Origin of the sequence: Lederbergia sp. NSJ-179, assembly GCF_022867885.1 — a bacterium.
In the GTDB taxonomy this organism is placed as follows: domain Bacteria; phylum Bacillota; class Bacilli; order Bacillales; family Bacillaceae_C; genus Lederbergia.
Genome location: NZ_JALIFP010000043.1, coordinates 1 through 18,362, shown reverse-complemented (window position 1 = coordinate 18,362; position 18,362 = coordinate 1). Strand labels below are relative to the sequence as shown.

General features: G+C 40.3%; 16 protein-coding genes. 9 read left to right on the top strand and 7 right to left on the bottom strand.

The features are described from left to right. The first annotated feature begins 201 nt into the window (after positions 1–201). The 4 genes from MUB24_RS20090 to MUB24_RS20075 all read left to right on the top strand — a co-directional run bounded on the left by MUB24_RS20090 (position 202) and on the right by MUB24_RS20075 (position 4,757). On the top strand, positions 202–1,710 hold the full coding sequence (locus MUB24_RS20090) for a glycoside hydrolase family 10-like protein (protein ID WP_244707297.1): 1,509 nt from the start codon (positions 202–204) through the stop codon (positions 1,708–1,710). Between the two features lie 253 nt (positions 1,711–1,963). Beyond that, positions 1,964–2,656: a response regulator transcription factor gene (locus tag MUB24_RS20085; protein WP_280517089.1), complete on the top strand. Its 693-nt coding sequence runs from the start codon at positions 1,964–1,966 to the stop codon at positions 2,654–2,656. Next, positions 2,649–3,761 (top strand): sensor histidine kinase, encoded by a 1,113-nt coding sequence (locus MUB24_RS20080; protein ID WP_244707295.1) that lies wholly within the window; start codon positions 2,649–2,651, stop codon positions 3,759–3,761. Before MUB24_RS20085 ends, MUB24_RS20080 begins: the two co-directional genes overlap by 8 nt. 144 nt (positions 3,762–3,905) lie before the next feature. Beyond that, a complete protein-coding gene (locus MUB24_RS20075; RefSeq protein ID WP_244707293.1) occupies positions 3,906–4,757 on the top strand; it encodes a M15 family metallopeptidase in 852 nt (283 codons plus the stop codon). A gap of 1 nt (position 4,758) precedes the next feature. Here the strand turns inward: MUB24_RS20075 and MUB24_RS20070 are convergent, their stop codons facing one another. The 3 genes from MUB24_RS20070 to folE all read right to left on the bottom strand — a co-directional run bounded on the left by MUB24_RS20070 (position 4,759) and on the right by folE (position 6,530). Beyond that, entirely contained in the window at positions 4,759–4,932 is a 174-nt protein-coding gene (locus tag MUB24_RS20070; RefSeq protein WP_244707292.1) for a hypothetical protein, read from the bottom strand. A 232-nt stretch (positions 4,933–5,164) separates the two neighbouring features. Further along, on the bottom strand, positions 5,165–5,926 hold the full coding sequence (locus MUB24_RS20065; protein ID WP_244707323.1) for an SDR family oxidoreductase: 762 nt from the start codon (positions 5,924–5,926) through the stop codon (positions 5,165–5,167). A gap of 46 nt (positions 5,927–5,972) precedes the next feature. Next, the gene (gene folE / locus MUB24_RS20060; protein WP_244707321.1) at positions 5,973–6,530 is read right to left on the bottom strand and encodes a GTP cyclohydrolase I FolE; all 558 of its coding nucleotides are present in this window, start codon (positions 6,528–6,530) and stop codon (positions 5,973–5,975) included. Between the two features lie 587 nt (positions 6,531–7,117). On the opposite strand from folE, the gene MUB24_RS20055 reads away from it, so the two are divergent. The 3 genes from MUB24_RS20055 (at position 7,118) to guaC (ending at position 10,667) form a co-directional block, all read left to right on the top strand. Continuing rightward, a complete protein-coding gene (locus MUB24_RS20055) occupies positions 7,118–9,202 on the top strand; it encodes a class I SAM-dependent methyltransferase (protein WP_244707290.1) in 2,085 nt (694 codons plus the stop codon). Positions 9,203–9,351: 149 nt separating this feature from the next. Then, the gene (locus MUB24_RS23355; RefSeq protein WP_280517088.1) at positions 9,352–9,603 is read left to right on the top strand and encodes an anti-repressor SinI family protein; all 252 of its coding nucleotides are present in this window, start codon (positions 9,352–9,354) and stop codon (positions 9,601–9,603) included. 89 nt (positions 9,604–9,692) lie between these two features. Next, a complete protein-coding gene (guaC, locus tag MUB24_RS20050; protein ID WP_244707288.1) occupies positions 9,693–10,667 on the top strand; it encodes a GMP reductase in 975 nt (324 codons plus the stop codon). A 360-nt stretch (positions 10,668–11,027) separates the two neighbouring features. On the opposite strand, the gene MUB24_RS20045 is transcribed toward guaC, so the two are convergent. Next, the gene (locus MUB24_RS20045) at positions 11,028–12,305 is read right to left on the bottom strand and encodes an MFS transporter (protein WP_244707286.1); all 1,278 of its coding nucleotides are present in this window, start codon (positions 12,303–12,305) and stop codon (positions 11,028–11,030) included. Between the two features lie 446 nt (positions 12,306–12,751). On the opposite strand from MUB24_RS20045, the gene MUB24_RS20040 reads away from it, so the two are divergent. Together MUB24_RS20040 and MUB24_RS20035 are read left to right on the top strand one after the other, a co-directional pair. Then, a complete protein-coding gene (locus MUB24_RS20040; RefSeq protein WP_244707284.1) occupies positions 12,752–14,866 on the top strand; it encodes a cellulase family glycosylhydrolase in 2,115 nt (704 codons plus the stop codon). Between the two features lie 313 nt (positions 14,867–15,179). After that, positions 15,180–16,160, top strand: a complete 981-nt coding sequence (locus tag MUB24_RS20035) for a phosphotransferase (RefSeq protein ID WP_244707282.1) — start codon at positions 15,180–15,182, stop codon at positions 16,158–16,160. A gap of 165 nt (positions 16,161–16,325) precedes the next feature. On the opposite strand, the gene MUB24_RS20030 is transcribed toward MUB24_RS20035, so the two are convergent. The 3 genes from MUB24_RS20030 to MUB24_RS23350 all read right to left on the bottom strand — a co-directional run bounded on the left by MUB24_RS20030 (position 16,326) and on the right by MUB24_RS23350 (position 17,949). After that, positions 16,326–17,090, bottom strand: a complete 765-nt coding sequence (locus MUB24_RS20030; RefSeq protein ID WP_244707281.1) for a Cof-type HAD-IIB family hydrolase — start codon at positions 17,088–17,090, stop codon at positions 16,326–16,328. A 315-nt stretch (positions 17,091–17,405) separates the two neighbouring features. After that, a complete protein-coding gene (locus MUB24_RS20025; protein ID WP_244707279.1) occupies positions 17,406–17,564 on the bottom strand; it encodes a hypothetical protein in 159 nt (52 codons plus the stop codon). Positions 17,565–17,820: 256 nt separating this feature from the next. Next, entirely contained in the window at positions 17,821–17,949 is a 129-nt protein-coding gene (locus tag MUB24_RS23350) for a hypothetical protein (RefSeq protein ID WP_280517087.1), read from the bottom strand. Positions 17,950–18,362 lie beyond the last annotated feature (413 nt).

Below are 18,362 nucleotides of genomic sequence, written 5' to 3'. Positions count from 1 at the left end.
TATTTTCAAAAATACATTTTTTTCTACTAACCTCTCTAAAAGATTCATAGGATAGATAGTGTCAGTGGGACAAGCTATCGACTTTTGGTTCGATGCCGGTTAATTGGATTGTTATTCCCTATATAGAGAATTCCATCCTAAAGCAAAAATAATACTAGAGAGGACTGGATGAGGATGAAAAAATATTGGAGGGTTTTTTTAATGGGAATTCCCTTAGTCATGTTATTCTTACCCACTATTCACCCCGTAAAATCTGCTGGACCTGCACCAAAGCAAGAGATGAGAGCCTCCTGGATTTCGACTGTTGCCAATATTGATATGAAGCCCGGAATGACAAAAACAAAATATACGGCATGGGCAAAATCGACGATCCAAATGCTAGAAAAGAAAAACTTTAATACAGTTATTTTTCAAGTGAAGCCAACTTCAGATGCCTTGTACCCTTCTAAACTGGCACCGTGGTCTCACTATATAACAGGACAAAAACAAGGAACAGATCCAGGCTATGATCCCTTGCAGATAATGTTGGATACAGCCCATCAGCACGGAATGGAATTACATGCCTGGATGAATCCTTATCGGGTCACTATGCCAAGCCAAGGTCTGGAAGATTTAGCGAGCAATCATATTGCGAACCAGCAGCCTGATTGGGTTGTGCAACATGGGCAACAATATTATTTAGATCCGGGAATTCCTGGCGTGCAGGCCTATTTAGTTGAAACTGTAAAAGAATTAGTGACAAACTATGATGTGGATGCCGTGCATATGGATGATTATTTTTACCCCGGGGCGGATTTTGCTGATCAAAAAACGTATAAGCAATATGGCAGCGAATTTGCCAATATTGGAGATTGGCGTAGACATAATGTGAATCAGCTTGTAGAGGACATCAATCTAAATATTAAAGCCATTAAGCCTTGGGTTCAGTTCGGTATCTCTCCAACTGGGATTTACCGGAATCAAACCGATGACCCGACAGGTAGCGCGACCAATGGCAATGCCCATTATGATAGCCTATTCGCTGATTCACGCCAATGGATTCAAAAAGGATCCATTGATTATATCACTCCTCAAATCTATTGGTCTCGGCCATTAACTGTCGCAAGCTATACGGTTCTATTAGATTGGTGGAGCAGGCAGGTGGAAACACAAGCCCTTGTCCATCCTGTTCATCTGTATATCGGGATGGCTGATTATAAAGTGAATAATAATTTTGATACAGCTTGGGATAACCCGCGCGAACTTCCAGAACAGATTTTAGAGAATCGCGCAAACGGAATTACAGAGGGGCAAATGCATTTTACCTTACGAGATATTTTAAAAAATCGCCTTGGCTATTCTGCTATAATCGATGAAGAGATTTACAATACCAAAGCCTTAACACCTGCAACTCCTTGGAATGGAGCCCATCAACCGAAAAAGCCGAGCAATGTGGAAGTGGACAAGCAAGGAAAGACTGTTACAATTACAATCGATAATAAAAAACGGACAGATGCGAAGAAATATGTCATCTATCGATTTGAAGGCAATAAAACAGGAGATTATCGCAATCCCAAAAATATTGTTGGAGTCATTTATGATCAAAATGGAACCGCAAGCTTTACAGATCGAAATATTGACCCTGATAAAAGATATACGTATGGCGTTACATCCGTCTCCCACACAGGTGTAGAAAGTAAAGATGCCAAAGAGAAGAAGACGAAGAAATAATCGTTTCGATACAACCGAGGTGCATGCACACCTCGGTTGTTCATGATAATTCGTTGGTAGATTACAATCCGAGTTCTCTTATTTTTGCCATTCACGCTTGACTACTAAGTCAGGTGTTTTTTCTTAGCCATTCCCGTAAAGGAGAAAAATCCTCAACTACATTTGAGCCATGATGAAAAACACACTATAATAAAGTTCAGGTTATTTTCATGAGAATGGCAAGGGAAAGTAAAAATACAGGAGTTGGATAATTATGAAACCCTCCATTTTAATTGCAGATGATGAACAGGAAATTGCCGATTTGATTGAGATCCATTTAGAAAAGGAAGGGTACCAAGTCAAAAAAGCAGCCGATGGACAAGCTGCCCTGCAAATCGTTCAGTCGCAATCAATCGATTTAGTGATTTTAGATATTATGATGCCAAAGCTCGACGGATTTGAAACAGCCTTGCAAATCCGTACAGACTATCAGATGCCGATTATTTTTTTAAGTGCTAAATCTTCTGATTTTGATAAAATCCAAGGTTTAGTCATTGGGGCGGATGATTATTTAACAAAGCCATTTAATCCCATGGAATTGGTGGCTCGCGTCAATGCCCAATTACGACGGTATATGAAGTTTAACCAACCAAAAGCAAATGACATTTCCCTTATAGAAACGAATGGGTTAAAAATAGACCCTGATCAACGATCTGTAAAGCTCTATGGTGAAAATATTGAACTCACTCCAAAGGAATTTGATATCTTATATTTATTAGCCTGTCATCCAAAGAAGGTCTATAGCGCAGAACAAATTTTCCAACTGGTATGGGGTGAAACTTATTATGAAAGCAGAAATACGGTAATGGTGCATATTCGTACATTACGAAAAAAACTTGGAGAAGATAAAAGAAAAAACCATTTTATCAAAACGATTTGGGGAGTTGGGTATTCATTCAATGGCTAAAATGATCCGCAGTTTTCGTGCAAAAATGCTCCTATTATTTGGCTTAAGTATGCTCCTATCAGGTCTGATTACCTATATCATTTATAAGGGACTACAATTTTATTATCATACAATGGTTTTGTTCGGTGATCCTTTGGCTCAACTTCGAAAAGTTGTTTCCACCATAGGTGATGTGAATGCTTTTTTATGTATCTTTATCCCACTCTCCATTTTGTTTTTCTTTTTGCTGACAAAGCCCTATTCTACTTACTTTAGGGAAATTTCGAAAGGCATTCACAAATTAGCAAATGGAGATTTCACTAGTGACGTTGTGATCTCAACCAATGATGAGTTTAAAGAGATTGCGGAGGATATTAATCAAGCTGGTGCAAAACTTCAGGAAGCTGTGGAGCGAGGCGATTTTGCCGAAAGTAGTAAAGATCAATTAGTGATTAATTTAGCCCATGATCTTCGCACACCCCTTACATCGGTGTTAGGCTATTTAGATTTGATTCTTCAAGATGAGCATCTAACGAAAGCTCAGGTAAGACATTATACAACGATTGCGTTTACCAAATCCCAACGTTTGGAAAAGCTGATTGATGAGCTTTTTGAAATCACAAGAATGAATTACGGAAGGCTTACGCTTGAAAAGACGAGATTGGATATAGACGAGCTCCTTAGTCAATTGAAGGAAGAATTATATCCTCTTTTTGAAAAAAATCATCTGATCGCCAGAGTAAACTTCAAATCCCCCTTGACTATTCTCGGAGACGGAGATCTTTTAGCTCGTGTATTTGAGAATTTATTGATCAATGCCATCCGTTATGGAACAGATGGCCAATATGTTGATATTCACGGTTTTGTGGATGCCGAGGATGTTGTGGTACAAGTAATCAATTATGGAAACCAGATTCCCCCTGAAGAAATACCCCATCTCTTTGAGATGTTTTATAGTGGTGATCAAGCCCGTACCTTCCAAGATGGGGGCACTGGGCTTGGCTTGTTCATCGCTAAAAATATTATTGAGCAACATGGGGGCACGATCACTGTGGAAAGCTCGGTCATTCGTACACAATTTGAGGTGCGACTGCCACAGGAGGAAAGGCTCAATGGCCACGCTTAAGCTTTTTAAGAGGGTGTTCAAAAAGTCTAGTAAAAAATGACACTCAACAAGCACATTAAGAAAAATTTAAGATTTACCCCACTCTTTATTTAAGTTTTTTTTCCTATACTTATATTAGAAGGATGATTTAGGAGGAAATGAAAGATGAAGAAATGGGGCATTTTTTTATGTTTAGTTATAGGGTTAGGTTTTGCAATTCCAAAGATCCTACCTCTTATACAAAAGAAAGTAGATATCCAAAGCTTACCTCAAACCGGGTACCAGTTTGAAGAAATGGACATTCCACATGAACAAATCTACCAAGGCAATTTGGTGTTAGTAAACAGTGAGTATCCCGTCTATCAGGAACAAACAAACTCCGACATTGCCCATTTATCTAAAAACAATCATTTAGTGATGGGGTTTGGCCTTCTGGATGATTCGATTCAATTGTCAGAGTCCGTAACGGGGAAGTTTTCCAGAATGGTGGATGCCGCTAAAAAAGAAGGTGTTCAACATTTTATGATTAATAGTGGTTACCGGGGTTTCGAAGAACAGGAGACTCTATATAAAGAAATGGGGGCTGATTATGCCCTACCTGCCGGTTATAGTGAGCATAATTTAGGCTTAGCGCTTGATGTCGGATCCACACAAGGGAAAATGGAAAATGCCTCTGAAGGGAAGTGGTTAGAAAAAAATGCATGGAAATACGGATTTATTTTGCGCTATCCTAAGGATAAAACGGCAGTAACAGGAATTCAATACGAACCTTGGCATATTCGCTATGTTGGATTGCCTCATAGTGCCGTTATGTATGAGAAAAACTTTGTAATGGAAGAGTACCTAGACTACTTAAAATCGGAGAAAAATCTGTCCGTTCAATATAAGGGGAAAAAGTATCAAATTTCCTATTTTCCTGTTTCTGAAAACAGCACCATTCAGGTTCCGATTCACCAAAAGTATAGCCTCTCAGGCAACAACATGGATGGAGTGATTGTGACAGTTTATCCAGACTAGCCTACTCTTTGCGGAGAGCAACGATATCAGGTAGCGGCTCCATTCTAGCCGTTGTGTCTATTTTCTGCTTGCGGACATCTTGAAGATCTCTATTTATGACCGGTTTGGGGAATTCCTCATGATTTCGGGCTTTACGGAAGCCGCTATGTGACCGTTCTAGGGATTTTGACTCCATTTCGAGTTTTATGGCCCCTTACTCGGTACCGCTACATGTGGGTTCCTTCCCTTTCCGGGCACGACTAACCTTTAATCGTTACCGTTCTATGAGGGTTCCTCTGTTTTTTGGGTACGATCAGCTCTTAATCGTTAAACTCTATGAGGGTTCCTCCCTTTTCGGGCACAATTAGCCTTTAATCTTGACCGCTCCATGAAGGTTCCCCCTTTGTGGGAACGGTTAGCAGAACCCCCTAATTTCGATGACGATGAATCACCTCAACTGCGCCTGTAGCAGATAACACACTCCCTGTGATCATATCGGAATCCTCCTCACAAATAAATTCAATGAATCTCGCAATATCTTCCCCTGTACCTGAACGTCCGATTGGTGTGTCCTGATCTTTTATCCGTCTTGCCTTTTCGATATCGGATTCTTTCATATCCCCTGTTATGTCCCCAGGGCAAATCATATTGGCTGTGATCCCATACTCGGCTTCCTCAAGTGCAATCGACTTGGTTAAGGAAACAAGCCCTACTTTTGCCGCACTATAAGCGGACCGATAAATCCAACCAGGACTTTGTTCCGCATCCTGGAAGCCATACATCACCATTCTACCAAACCTTTGTTCCCTCATGATCGGAATCACGAGTTTGGAAAAGTGAAAGACCGAACTTAAGTTTCCTTCAATCATTTCATACCATTCCTGATCTTCATAATCGACCAGTTTTTTTCGTTCGAATATATATGGGCCCGCATTGTGAATGAGATAGTCGATGCGGCCAAACTGATTCATCGTTTGTTCTACGATTCGGACGATATCATTCTTTTTTGTGATATCTCCCTGAACAAACAAAACTCGATCTTCATAGGCCTTCCACTCTTCCTGTAATTGTTCGACCCTCGCAATATCACTTCGGTAATTCACCGTTACGGAGCAGCCTCTATCAAGAAATCGCTCCGTTACTTTTCTGCCAATCCCCTTGGAACCAGCTGTTATGACGGCATGTCTCAATGAATTCACCCCAACCCCATTAATTTTTACCGAATCTATATGGTTGCTATTTACCAAGCAGTGATAAGAATTCCATGCGCTTATCCGGATTCTTCGCAAAAACCCCTCTTGTTGCGGTGGTCATAGTCATCGCATCTCCCTTTTTAACGCCTCTTCCACACATACACATATGCTTCGCTTCCATGACAACCATGACACCTTGAGGATGAAGCACTTCATCCATTGCATCGACAATTTGGTTGGATAATCTTTCCTGTACTTGAAAACGCTTGGCATATCCGTCCACCATACGAGCTATTTTTGATAATCCGGTTATTTTTTCACTAGGAATATAAGCAATATGCGCTACTCCAAAAAACGGAGCAAAATGATGTTCGCACATCGAATGAAACTCAATATCCTTTACCATAATTAAGCCTTCATGTTGAACGTCAAACACCTTTTCCAAATGATGTTTCGGATTTTCATGATATCCTTCTGTATATTCAAGAAAGGCTTTTAATACACGGTATGGTGTTTCCTCTAATCCCTCTCTGTTCGGGTCATCCCCACAAATTTCAATTAAATCTCGAACAGCTTCTATATAATTCTCAGATTGCCGCATTTTTTTCTCAATGTCAGGATCATTTCCGAAGCGATCCAATAATTGTTGAACGATGATTCTTCCTTTATCAGTTGTGGACATACTCTTTTACCTCTTTTCTATAAAAAAAGCCCTTATAGTGCGTGTTCAAAAAGGAGGATAAAAAGGACCAAGAAGTTCAAGGCGGCGCAGTTTCGAGCAGCGGAATGTATGCTTTTAAATACATGAGCAGCGAAGAAACAAGCCAACGAAGAAATTCGCAGTGTCATTTTTACCGGACTTTTTGAACATCCTCTTATACGGCTAATACTTTATAATAAATATTATCTAACATTTATTTCACGTACATATTCTAGCATAGTTTACATATGCCTGAAAAGTCAATCCTCTATCCATGTACTTTTTTTGGTAAAAATAGAAGGAGAACTTCATGATAAAAGAGCCCTTATTATCAAATCGCTTTAGCACTGCCAGATTTAACTCCATCTTTATTGATTATACGCCCCTTCCCCACTTATTTCATCATATAGGACATCTTCCCTATTTTTCAATTACCTTATAGTTTGGTACAGTAAATGAAATATTGTTTAAGAAAGGATGCGGGTTCTATGCTGAAATCATTGCAATCGATCCAACAATTGAAATATGGTGATGAGAGTGTTCTTCACGGTCAAAATTGGCTTGCCTTTCTTTATCAAACTGAGCAGAAAAATGTGAATTTAGAACAGGTAGAGTCGTTAGCGGAAATTGGCGATCATCCTGTTTTGCAATATACAGAACGCACTTTACAAATATTGAATGGATTGGACCTATCTTCTAAACATAAGCAAATCCTTGAAGAGGTCCTAAAATGGTGTGAAGTGGCAAAATGCGGTTCCGTTCGAGTCCGCAAAGAATGGAAGGACAAGGGGTACCCTTTAGCCATCCATAATATCGCCTCCGCTCAAATTTATGCTGCTGAACAAAAGAAACAACCTTTTCCGGAAAGAAATTTATTGGAAGAGGAATTGATCTATAGATTGATTCAAACCCATGGTTTAGTTGGACAATATATTCGTGGGGAGGTTCGTTTTCAACAAATGCAATCTCTTTCTCACTTTATTCGTTTACATGCGATTGCCACCCCAACGATGAAAACCTTATTAATGGCCTTAAATCAATGCATTATCGAAGCAGTTTCTCCAACTTTATGGGCCCAACTAAGGGAAGAAGTACATCAGGTCGTTCTTTGGTTAGTGGACGGGGAAGTTGGACATGAGCTCCCATTTAGAGAACGGTTAAAACGTCTGCGTAATCGTTCCATCCATCAGGGTGAAAATTTTCAACAAGAAATTCAGCACCTCTTTTCCAATCAGGAAATAGAAGAGTGTTTATCCCTTTTTTTCCATAAAATTGATTTATGGTATGTGGAATCCGCTTTATCTGATTTTACCTTGGAGGAATGCATAAAAATCTTCCTTTTACTGATCCGCACCTCTCCCTCCTTAACGGTCACACATCTTACATTTGAACCATTCATGCGGGAGCTTCATTATGATTACAAAGGCAAAAAGTCTGTGAACCTTTATAAAAAGCGGATTATTGAAGCCTATTTAAGTGAATTATCCATGGAAGATCTTTTACAGCATGAAGTATCCGAAAATCAGCATGTTTCCCTGGATCTGCGCTCATATGATCGCACGCAACAGCTTATTGGCGTCTCCTTTCGTTTCTCTAAAGCAGGTGAAAAGCTCATAGAGTTTTGCCAAGAAGCTGAAAAGCATCCTTTATATGAGCGGGCGATTATTTTGCTCTATGACTTCTTTGGGTTCCGCAAGGATGCTTATGATCGTCTGCAAAATGAACAAACCTATCTGGCAGATATGAATCATTCCCAGGATTTTAAAAGAAAAATTGTTGATTATGCGGTTGGGGACACAATGCTTGATATCGGACCTGGCGGAGGGTTTCTTTTAGATTTACTATCTGAACGGTACCGAAACGCCAAGATTATGGGCATCGATATTGCTGAAAATGTTGTTGCAGAATTGGAAAGGAAGAAACAACGCGAAAGGAGAAATTGGGAAATTATTCACGGGGATGCCCTTGATTTGCAACCATACATTGGAAAAAACAAAGTAGATACAATTATTTTTTCGTCTATTCTTCATGAAATGTTTTCCTATATTCCTTATGAAGGAGAAAAATTCAATCCAAAAGTGATTATTCAAGCTCTACAAAGTGCTTTTCAAGCTTTGAGACCCACTGGGAGAATCATTATTCGCGATGGAATTATGACGGAACCAAAGGAAGCCATTCTCCGTATCCATTTTAAACAGAAGGCAGATGTGGAATTTTTCAAACGATACGTACATGATTTCAAAGGTCGAACGCTCCACTATAAGTGGGTAGATGAACAAACCGTTTCCTTACCAGTAAATGATTGTATGGAATTTCTGTATACTTTTACATGGGGAGAAGAAGCGTATCCTCATGAGGTTCAGGAACAATTTGGTTATTTTACCCCAAGTGAATATAAAGAATGTATCCACCAATCATTGGGGGATAAGGCTATAATAACCGTCTTTGAGCATTATTTGCAGGAAGGATATGAAGAACATTTATTAGAAAAGATTATATTAACAGATGAGGACGAGCAGCCAGTTCGTTGCCCTGATAGTACTTGTTTCATTGTGATTGAGAAGTCAGAATGATGGTCAATTTTTCTCAAAAACGCCCCCTAAGTAGAATAGATATTCATCTTCCAGATCAAAATGGACTTGAATTAGCACGGCGGTACCTCAAAATTCAGATGGGATCCTTATTTTTATTACAGGTGAAAGAACACAAAAACTGTGATTGAATGTTGGATCCGGAATGGGTGGAGCTTTTCGTCCAGGCAAAAAAGATTGGTTTATCGATCAAAGAAATAAAAGAATTTTTCAACAAGGAACATGGAGCAATTGAGCAGCGGAAAAGCAAGCCAAACGAAGAAATTCGAAGTGTCATTTTTACCGGACTTTTTGAACATCCTCTTCAAGGATTTTATTTATTTCTGGTCCTATTCTTGATAATGATACAAGATTTTTACGGCTCATCAATCAAAACACTTTGACATCCCCGCAAAAATGATGTAAGTTAATATACGTACGAACATTTCAACATACTTAAAATAAATCATTCGTGTTTAGGGGTGTTTGTTTGATGGAAACGATATTTGACTATGAAGATATTCAACTAATTCCGAGAAAATGTATCGTTCAAAGCCGGTCTGAATGTGATACATCTGTGACCTTAGGACAATATACATTCAAATTACCAGTCGTGCCTGCGAATATGCAGACGATTATAGATGAAGAAATTTCCCATTACTTAGCAGAAAACGGTTACTTTTATGTGATGCATCGTTTTCATCCTGAAAAGCGTATAGATTTTATTAAGGAAATGCATGAACGAGGATTAATCGCATCTATCAGTGTGGGCGTCAAAGAAGAAGAATACCCATTCATTCAACAATTAGCAGAGGAAAAGCTTTTCCCGGAATTCATTACAATCGATATTGCTCATGGGCATTCGAATGCTGTGATCGAGATGATCCAACATATTAAGAAACATTTGCCACAGAGCTTTGTGATTGCTGGAAATGTCGCAACACCAGAGGCTGTTCGTGAACTAGAAGAAGCAGGTGCAGACGCCACGAAGGTTGGGGTTGGACCGGGAAAGGTATGTATTACGAAGGTTAAGACTGGCTTTGGTACGGCAGGTTGGCAATTAGCGGCTATTAAACAGTGTGCAGAAGCTGCAAGTAAGCCCATTATTGCGGATGGTGGAATTCGGACGCATGGAGACATCGCCAAATCGATTCGCTTTGGTGCCACGATGGTTATGGTGGGCTCCCTCTTTGCTGGACATGATGAATCTCCTGGAAGAACCATTATGCAAGATGGAAAACTGTATAAAGAATATTTCGGTTCCGCTTCTGAATTTCAAAAAGGCGAAAAGAAAAACGTCGAAGGCAAAAAAATGTATGTAGAGCATAAAGGAGCCTTACAAGATACCTTAACCGAAATGGAGCAAGACCTCCAATCCGCTATTTCCTATGCAGGAGGAAACAAACTAGAAGCGATCCGTGATGTCGAATATGTGATCGTGAAAAATTCGATTTTTAATGGAGATTGAAGAAAGATTGGCAAATAACCAACCTTTCCCTATATGAAAATATTAATAGAAAACTATGAGACGCTGGTTTGATTTATTTTTGGAGGTAACTGTTCAGGTATCTGAAATGTATCCTTTACTCACGGTCCAAAAATGGCCTAACGGATAGTTAACTGTGCTTGAAATGCGTTTGAGGTTGAAAAGGGGTTCAGCCGATTGGTTAGCTGTGACCACTTTATAAGTCAAAATGGGGCACAGCCGGTTGAGTGGCTGTCCCCGAAATCTCGTTCAAAGCCAAAATAGGGCACTGCCGCATCGATCCGTCTCAAATGTAGAACTAGCTAGTCCCTCTCCTACCCATTAGAAGAAGCTGAACGATGATCATTCTGTCTTCATTACCACTGAATCTTCTTGTTGCTGCTCACGTATAAGCACCCCGCCAATTAAGCCGAGTAGTGAAAAGATCACCGGAATAATAAACCCATACTGATAGCCTAGATTACCAGGAGCAGCTTGAAAATGGTCCAATATTTTCCCGAAAGTGCTTGGTAACAAAACCGCACTTAAAAAGCCACCTGTGTTCGCGAATCCTGAGACAACTCCAACTACTTTGATTGGAAAGGATTGGCGGACGGTGGCAAAGGTTAAGGCACTAGCTCCATTTCCATACCCAATCAATAAGAAAAGAATGATCAACACATAAAATGGCGGTTTTCCACCAAATAAAAACATTGTGACCCAGCTCAAAAATATAATGAAATGGACGACAACATAAGGGAATTTGATCGTACCTAAACGATTGGAAAGCCAAGTAGAAACGGGCGCACCAATGATCGCCCCTACAAGCCCAACCATAATAAGTTGGCTAGCTTCTGAACGTGTCATGTCATATACATGAATCCCATAGGGTACCGCCCAAGAGCCAATAAATCCAACATAGGTACCTACTAATCCAAAGTGACATAAAAAGGTGGCCCAAGCTTGACGATCCGTGAATAAACGGCGTAATAAGGAAAGGGTGCTTATAGACTCGTCCTTACTATGATCAGAGGGGGTACTATCTTTTCGATCCTGCTTAAACATTTGATTAGGCTTTTTCACAAGCACATAATACAGAAGACATCCACACAAACATAAAAGGATGCCGATTGTGAAAAATGCCGCTCTCCAACCAGCTACATCAATCCAAGCTGAAAAAGGAAAAGTCGCCATTAAAAAACCTAAACTTCCAGACACTCCGGCGAAACCAAGTAAGCTAACAAATTCCTTTCCTTTAAACCATTGACTTAATATCAGCACAACATTAACCCAGATCGTTGCATCTCCAATCCCCACCAATAAACGCGCAAACAGTAAGATGTATTCATTCGGTGCTAAGCTATAAATAAGAGTGCCCGCCCCATTCAGCAAAGCTCCTATAATTAAAAAAAGATTGGGACCGTAACGATCTGACAATAACCCAATCGGAACTTGCAGTCCAGCATAGGCTAAAAATTGCACACTCGTAAGCAAACCAATGACAGATGCCGTCACTTTAAAATCTGCCATCAATTGATCCGTAATTAACCCAGGTGCTGTCCGTTGACTCACGATTAAGAAGTAACTAAATAATACCGTAGCAAACACGATCCAGCGATAACGACTATTTTGCTTTTCCAATACTCTCTACCCCAAAATAAATTTATTTCGTTGGATGCCCAATCACAAACAAAATGAATGGCCGTTGGTCATCCCCTAAGACAAAAGACAGATACTATTGCCTTCGCTTTTATTATAATTCTTTTTTCATTTTAATGAAAACATTGCTTACGATCAGCAGTTGCCCCTGATCACAACCAATTGATAGAATAGCTTTCTATGGCGGTCGCTGTCTAAAAAATTATTTTTTTTGGACATATTCTCCTCTAGTTTTCACGTGAAATTCCCTCTACTTATAACCGTATGTAATTCATTATTGTTATGGTATGGTTTTTAGGGAAGCGTTTGCAAAAAACGTTTATTTTATAAAAAAGGGAGATGAATGCAGATAATTCAGGACTTACTTTCTCTAGATGACCGCATGTAGCCTATTTTTAATGGAAAGATATTCAATTGGAGGGTTTTAAATGAAGCAATATAGTCGAAATAGCTCATTCCATCTTTTTGCAAGATTATTATTTGCTGCCATTCTAGTTCTATCTTTATTCCCACCGATTCATAGTTTAGCAGCAGGGGAAAATGAGACAAACAATAACGATATTCAATCCTATGTAGAAGATATGCAGCCGGGATGGAATCTTGGGAATACATTTGATGCGGTAGGGAAAGATGAAACCGCTTGGGGCAACCCTCGTGTGACGGAGGAATTTATTAAACAAATCGCTGCTCAGGACTTTAAGAGTATTCGAATCCCCGTTACTTTTGATCAACGACAAGCAGAAGGTCCAGATTACATAATCGATGCTGATTTCTTAGAGAGACTTGACCAAGTTGTTCAATGGTCTTTAAATGAAAACTTGTATGTAATGATCAATATCCACCATGACTCTTGGATTTGGTTAAGTGAGGGGATGCAAAATAACCATGACGAAACCCTTGCGAGGTATGAAGCTACTTGGGAACAACTTGCAGATCATTTTAAAAATTATTCATCTAAGCTCATGTTTGAAAGCATTAATGAACCCCAGTTTAATGGCTCCGAACAGGAGCAATTCAAGTATTTAAAAGAATTAAATACATCTTTTCATCAAATAGTGAGAGATTCAGGTGGAAAGAATGACGTCCGTCCACTTGTACTACCAACGTTATTTACTGACTCAGAACCAGAGATATTAGCTGCTCTATATGAAACAATCGTTGAATTAAATGATCCTAATATTATTTCTACTGTTCACTATTACGGTTTCTGGCCATTCAGTGTCAATATTGACGGTTACACCCATTTTGAAGAAGATACAAAGAATGATATACTATCTACTTTCGATCGGGTGCATGACACCTTTGTAGCAAATGGGATCCCTGTCATCATCGGGGAATATGGATTACTTGGCTTTGATACCGATATGCAGGCCATTGAACAAGGGGAAAAACTTAAATTTTTTGAATTTATGCTCCACTGCGCACAGGAAAAAGGACTGACCCATATGCTTTGGGATAATGGGCAGCATTTTAGCCGGACATCATTCGAATGGTCGGATCCAGAGCTTTACCATTTAATAAAGACAAGTTGGAAAACCCGTTCTGCAACAGCTGATTCTGATTTAATTTACGTAAAGAAAGGTGAAGAAATAAAAGATCAAAAGCTAAGCCTTGATTTAAATGGCAATCAGTTCGTTTCCCTTCAACTCGATGGTCAGGAATTAGTGACTGACCAGGATTATGAGTGGGATGGTAAAGAGTTAACATTTAAAGCAGACATGCTAAAAGAGCTTACAGCAACTGGAACTTTAGGAACAAATGCTGTATTAACAGCCACGTTTGATCAAGGGGCGGACTGGGCTTTTCATGTGATCACATCTGATACACCTATTCTTGAAAATACAGAAGGAACAGTCGATAATTTCTCCATCCCAACTTCTTTTAACGGAGACAAATTAGCGACAATGGAGGCATTTTATACAGATGGCGCGATCGCAGGACCCCAAGATTGGACATCATTTAAAGAATTTGGCTATACCTTCTCCCCTGATTATGAGACGAGTGAAATCATTATTAAAAAAGAATTTTTCAATGAGTCCCATGACGGAGAAATTAGGTTAACCTTCCATTTTTGGAGTGGGGAGGAAATTTCCTATACCCTTACAAAGGATGGAAATAATATCAGCGGTAAAGCAATGTCTGGAGAAAATGAGACGCCTGGGAACGAGGAAGGTCCTGGGGATGATCATCATAATGGTTCAGATGGAAATGATAGAGATCATGATAATGGTCCACATGGAAATGATGGAGATCCTGTCAACGACCATGATGATGGTTCGCGTGGAAACAATGGAGATCCTGGCAATAATCATGATGATGGTTCGCAAGGGGATAATGGTGTTTCTAGCGATGATTTTGATAATAGAACACCAAAACCAAGCAATGATGGAAAAATAAATGAAGAGAATCATAAACTTCCAAACACATCCACGAATCTATATAACTATCTATTCTTAGGTTTGACTCTAGTGCTAATAGGAGGCATTTTTGCATTGTATTTGTATTTTAGAAAGAGAAAATTAAGAAACGGAGCAAGTCGATAAGAGAAACCGGGCGAAAACCTCGCCCAGGATACAATCAGTCTGATCGGGAAGCTAAGAAAATCATTGAATTAATGAAACAAGGTAAATTTAACAATAAATCTGCCAAGAAACCACACATCAGTCTTATGAATAATGCTCATTAAACGCTTGCTTAATATGCGTCTGAAAGGAAGCCACTCTAAAAAACAGGGTGGTTTCCATGCGTTACGCCCTAATAGTGAGTTCGTATTAACTCTGCTGAGAAATAAAAAAGGAATTCAGAATATCTTGTCGAAATATTGTACATAAAACTTGCAATCTAAAGGAGTCAATAATGGAGAATTTATGTTCAGAACAGGTAATGTTACATGATCTGCTAAAAACCTGTCACCGACAATTTGGATTTCATGTAGTAGAGACCCATCCGATCAAGCGGGGCTGGTTAAATTTAAAATGGAAAGTGACGACAGATACTGGTGTTTTTCTAATAAAGCAATATAACAAAGAAAGATACAAATTATATAACCATGAAGAATTGGTCCGTGCCTTTCACCAACAGATGAGATTGTATAATAGCGGGGTTCCATGCCCAATGCTTTTATCCTATGAAGAAGAATTTCTTTTTCACTCCGATAATGGCGAGCTTTTTATCGTAATGGAATACTGCAATGGTGATACAGTCCCTCCAGGACAGGTAAATGCACGACAAATGTTTCATCTAGGACAGCTCACTGGGTACACGCATCAGGTATTAAATGATGGCACATTAGGAAAAAGAAACAGACCAGAATTTGTACCTCCAAGTCGCGAGGAGCGAATACTTCATTGGAAATCTGTTTGGAATCAGGCCCATCATCCGAATTTACCGCCTATACTTGAAACGCAAATTCGCATGACGGAATTGGTCAATTTGGATGAATTTAACGCCATTGAAACAGGGTGGGCACATCGTGATCTTTGGGTAGATAATGTTTTATTTAGAGGTAGTCATGTGAGCGCTATTCTGGATTTGGACAGGCTGAAATTCGACTACCCGCAACTAGATGTGGCAAGAGCTGTTATATCTGGTGCGTTAGCAAATGGGGAGCTTGATGTCTCACTTGCCTCGGCTTTTATTGAGGGTTATGGCGAATACCATTCCGTGGAAAAAGGCTTTTTAACAAACGCTTTGAAATTATTATGGTATATGGAAAGTCCGTGGTGGATAACCGCAAAAATGGACAAGCACACTGGACCACCCAAACGTTTTGCTGAAGAAATGATTTGGTTAGCAAACAACTATGGAAAACTAGAGTTACTATTAAAAAACATATAAAAATGATGAAAGAGGAAAAATATGGGAAACTTAAATTATGAAATCGATAAAAAACGCCGTTTTGGCGTTTTTTATTGTTAAGCGTCACCCTTAAAAACCGAAGAAAAATATTCCATATTTCTGCTTCATTTGTTGGTACCAAAAACATTACCTTCCGAATCCCATTTATGCCTTCTCCTCATCCAAAACCCAATAACGAATCGCTTTTGCGACCCCGTCTGCTTCATTCGTGTCCGTAACCCAGTCAGCTGCTTCTTTCACTAAATCTTGGGCATTGCCCATAGCGACACCACATCCAGCCTCTTGAATCATCGCTAAGTCATTTAAGCTGTCGCCAACCGCTAGCACTTGATCCATCGTAATGCCAATACGGTCGCAAACCTTTTTTAATGCATTGGCTTTGTTAATTCCAAGGGCATTTACCTCAATATTGTGCGGACTTGAATTGCTAATTTCTAATTGCTTATTTTTTCTCAGTTCTGTTAAAATCGTTTCTCTTATTTCATGATCGTCTACATCAAATCCAAATTTGAGCCATTCACGTTCTGCAATTTCTTCTGGAAAACCGTCCCGCAACTCTAAGTCAGGAGTCATCGCCCAAAAACGAGTACCATGTTGTTGACTCAACTCCCACATTGTCTGGACAAAATCTTGCTGAAGCGGGTTCCTTTCAATCAGGTTTCCGGATGGATCCCAAATTTCGCCCCCATTGACAGCCACTAAATAGGAAGAAAGCTGCATAGAACCCGCATAATCTCGACAAGATTTAACGTGACGCCCTGTACTAATAACGACCTGAACGCCCTTTTCCACCGCTTCCGCAATCGCTTTTCGATTTTCATCCGAAATTTCATGACGCCGATTTAATAATGTTCCATCCAAATCAAGTGCAATGAGTTTAAATGTCCTACTTTTTTTTATCGTCCCCATAATGAAACTCCCCTTCTCCCTCATTATTCTTATGACCTGAGTTTACCATGACGGATGGTAATTTTCAAAAAAGGCCTTAGCGTTCCTACCAATCCGCTAGTTTTATTACGATCCAAGTCAGCTCATATACCAAAATTTTTTGGGAAAACGACAGTGATAAAATAATTAAGCACCTGTAAAAATACAGCTAGGCCGGGCGCTGGTACCTTTTTCAAGATTTTCTTCCTTTTCGGGCACAGCCAAGCAGCCCGCCGTTACCCTTTTTAAGATTTCCTTCCTTTCCGGGCACAACCAGGCCGATCGCCGTTACCTTTTTCAAGATTTTCTCCCTTTCCGGGCACAGCCAAGCAGCCCGCCGTTACCCTTTTTAAGATTTCCTTCCTTTCCGGGCACAGCCAGGCCAATCGCCGTTACTTTTTCAAGATTTTCTCCCTTTTCGGCCACAACCAGGCCAATCGCCGTTACCTTTTTCAAGATTTTCTTCCTTTTCGGGCACAGCCAAGCAGCCCGCCGTTACCCTTTTTAAGATTTCCTTCCTTTCCGGGCACAGCCAGGCCGATCGCCGTTACCCTTTTCAGGATGTTCTCCCTTTTTGGGCACAGCCAAGCCGATCGCCGTTACCTTTTTCAAGATTTTCTCCCTTTCCGGGCACAGCCAGGCCGATCGCCGTTACCTTTTTCAAGATTTCCTTCCTTTTCGGGCACAGCCAGGCCCACCGCCGTTACCTTTTTCAAGATTTTCTCCCTTTCCGGGCACAGCCAAGCAGCCCGCCGTTACCCTTTTTAAGATTTCCTTCCTTTCCGGGCACAGCCAGGCCAATCTCCGTTACTTTTTCAAGATTTCCTCCCTTTTCGGGCACAGCCAGGCCCACCGCCGTTACCCTTTTCGAGATTCCCTCCCTTTTCGGGCACAGCCAGGCCGATCGCCGTTACCCTTTTCAGGATGTTCTCCCTTTTTGGGCACAGCCAAGCCGATCGCCGTTACCTTTTTCAAGATTTTCTCCCTTTCCGGGCACAGCCAAGCAGCCCGCCGTTACCCTTTTTAAGATTTCCTTCCTTTTCGGGCACAGCCAGGCCCACCGCCGTTACCTTTTTCAAGATTTTCTCCCTTTTCGGGCACAACCAGGCCAATCGCCGTTACCTTTTTCAAGATTTTCTCCCTTTTTGGGCACAGCCAAGCCGATCGCCGTTACCTTTTTCAAGATTTTCTCCCTTTCCGGGCACAGCCAGGCCGATCGCCGTTACCTTTTTCAAGATTTCCTTCCTTTTCGGG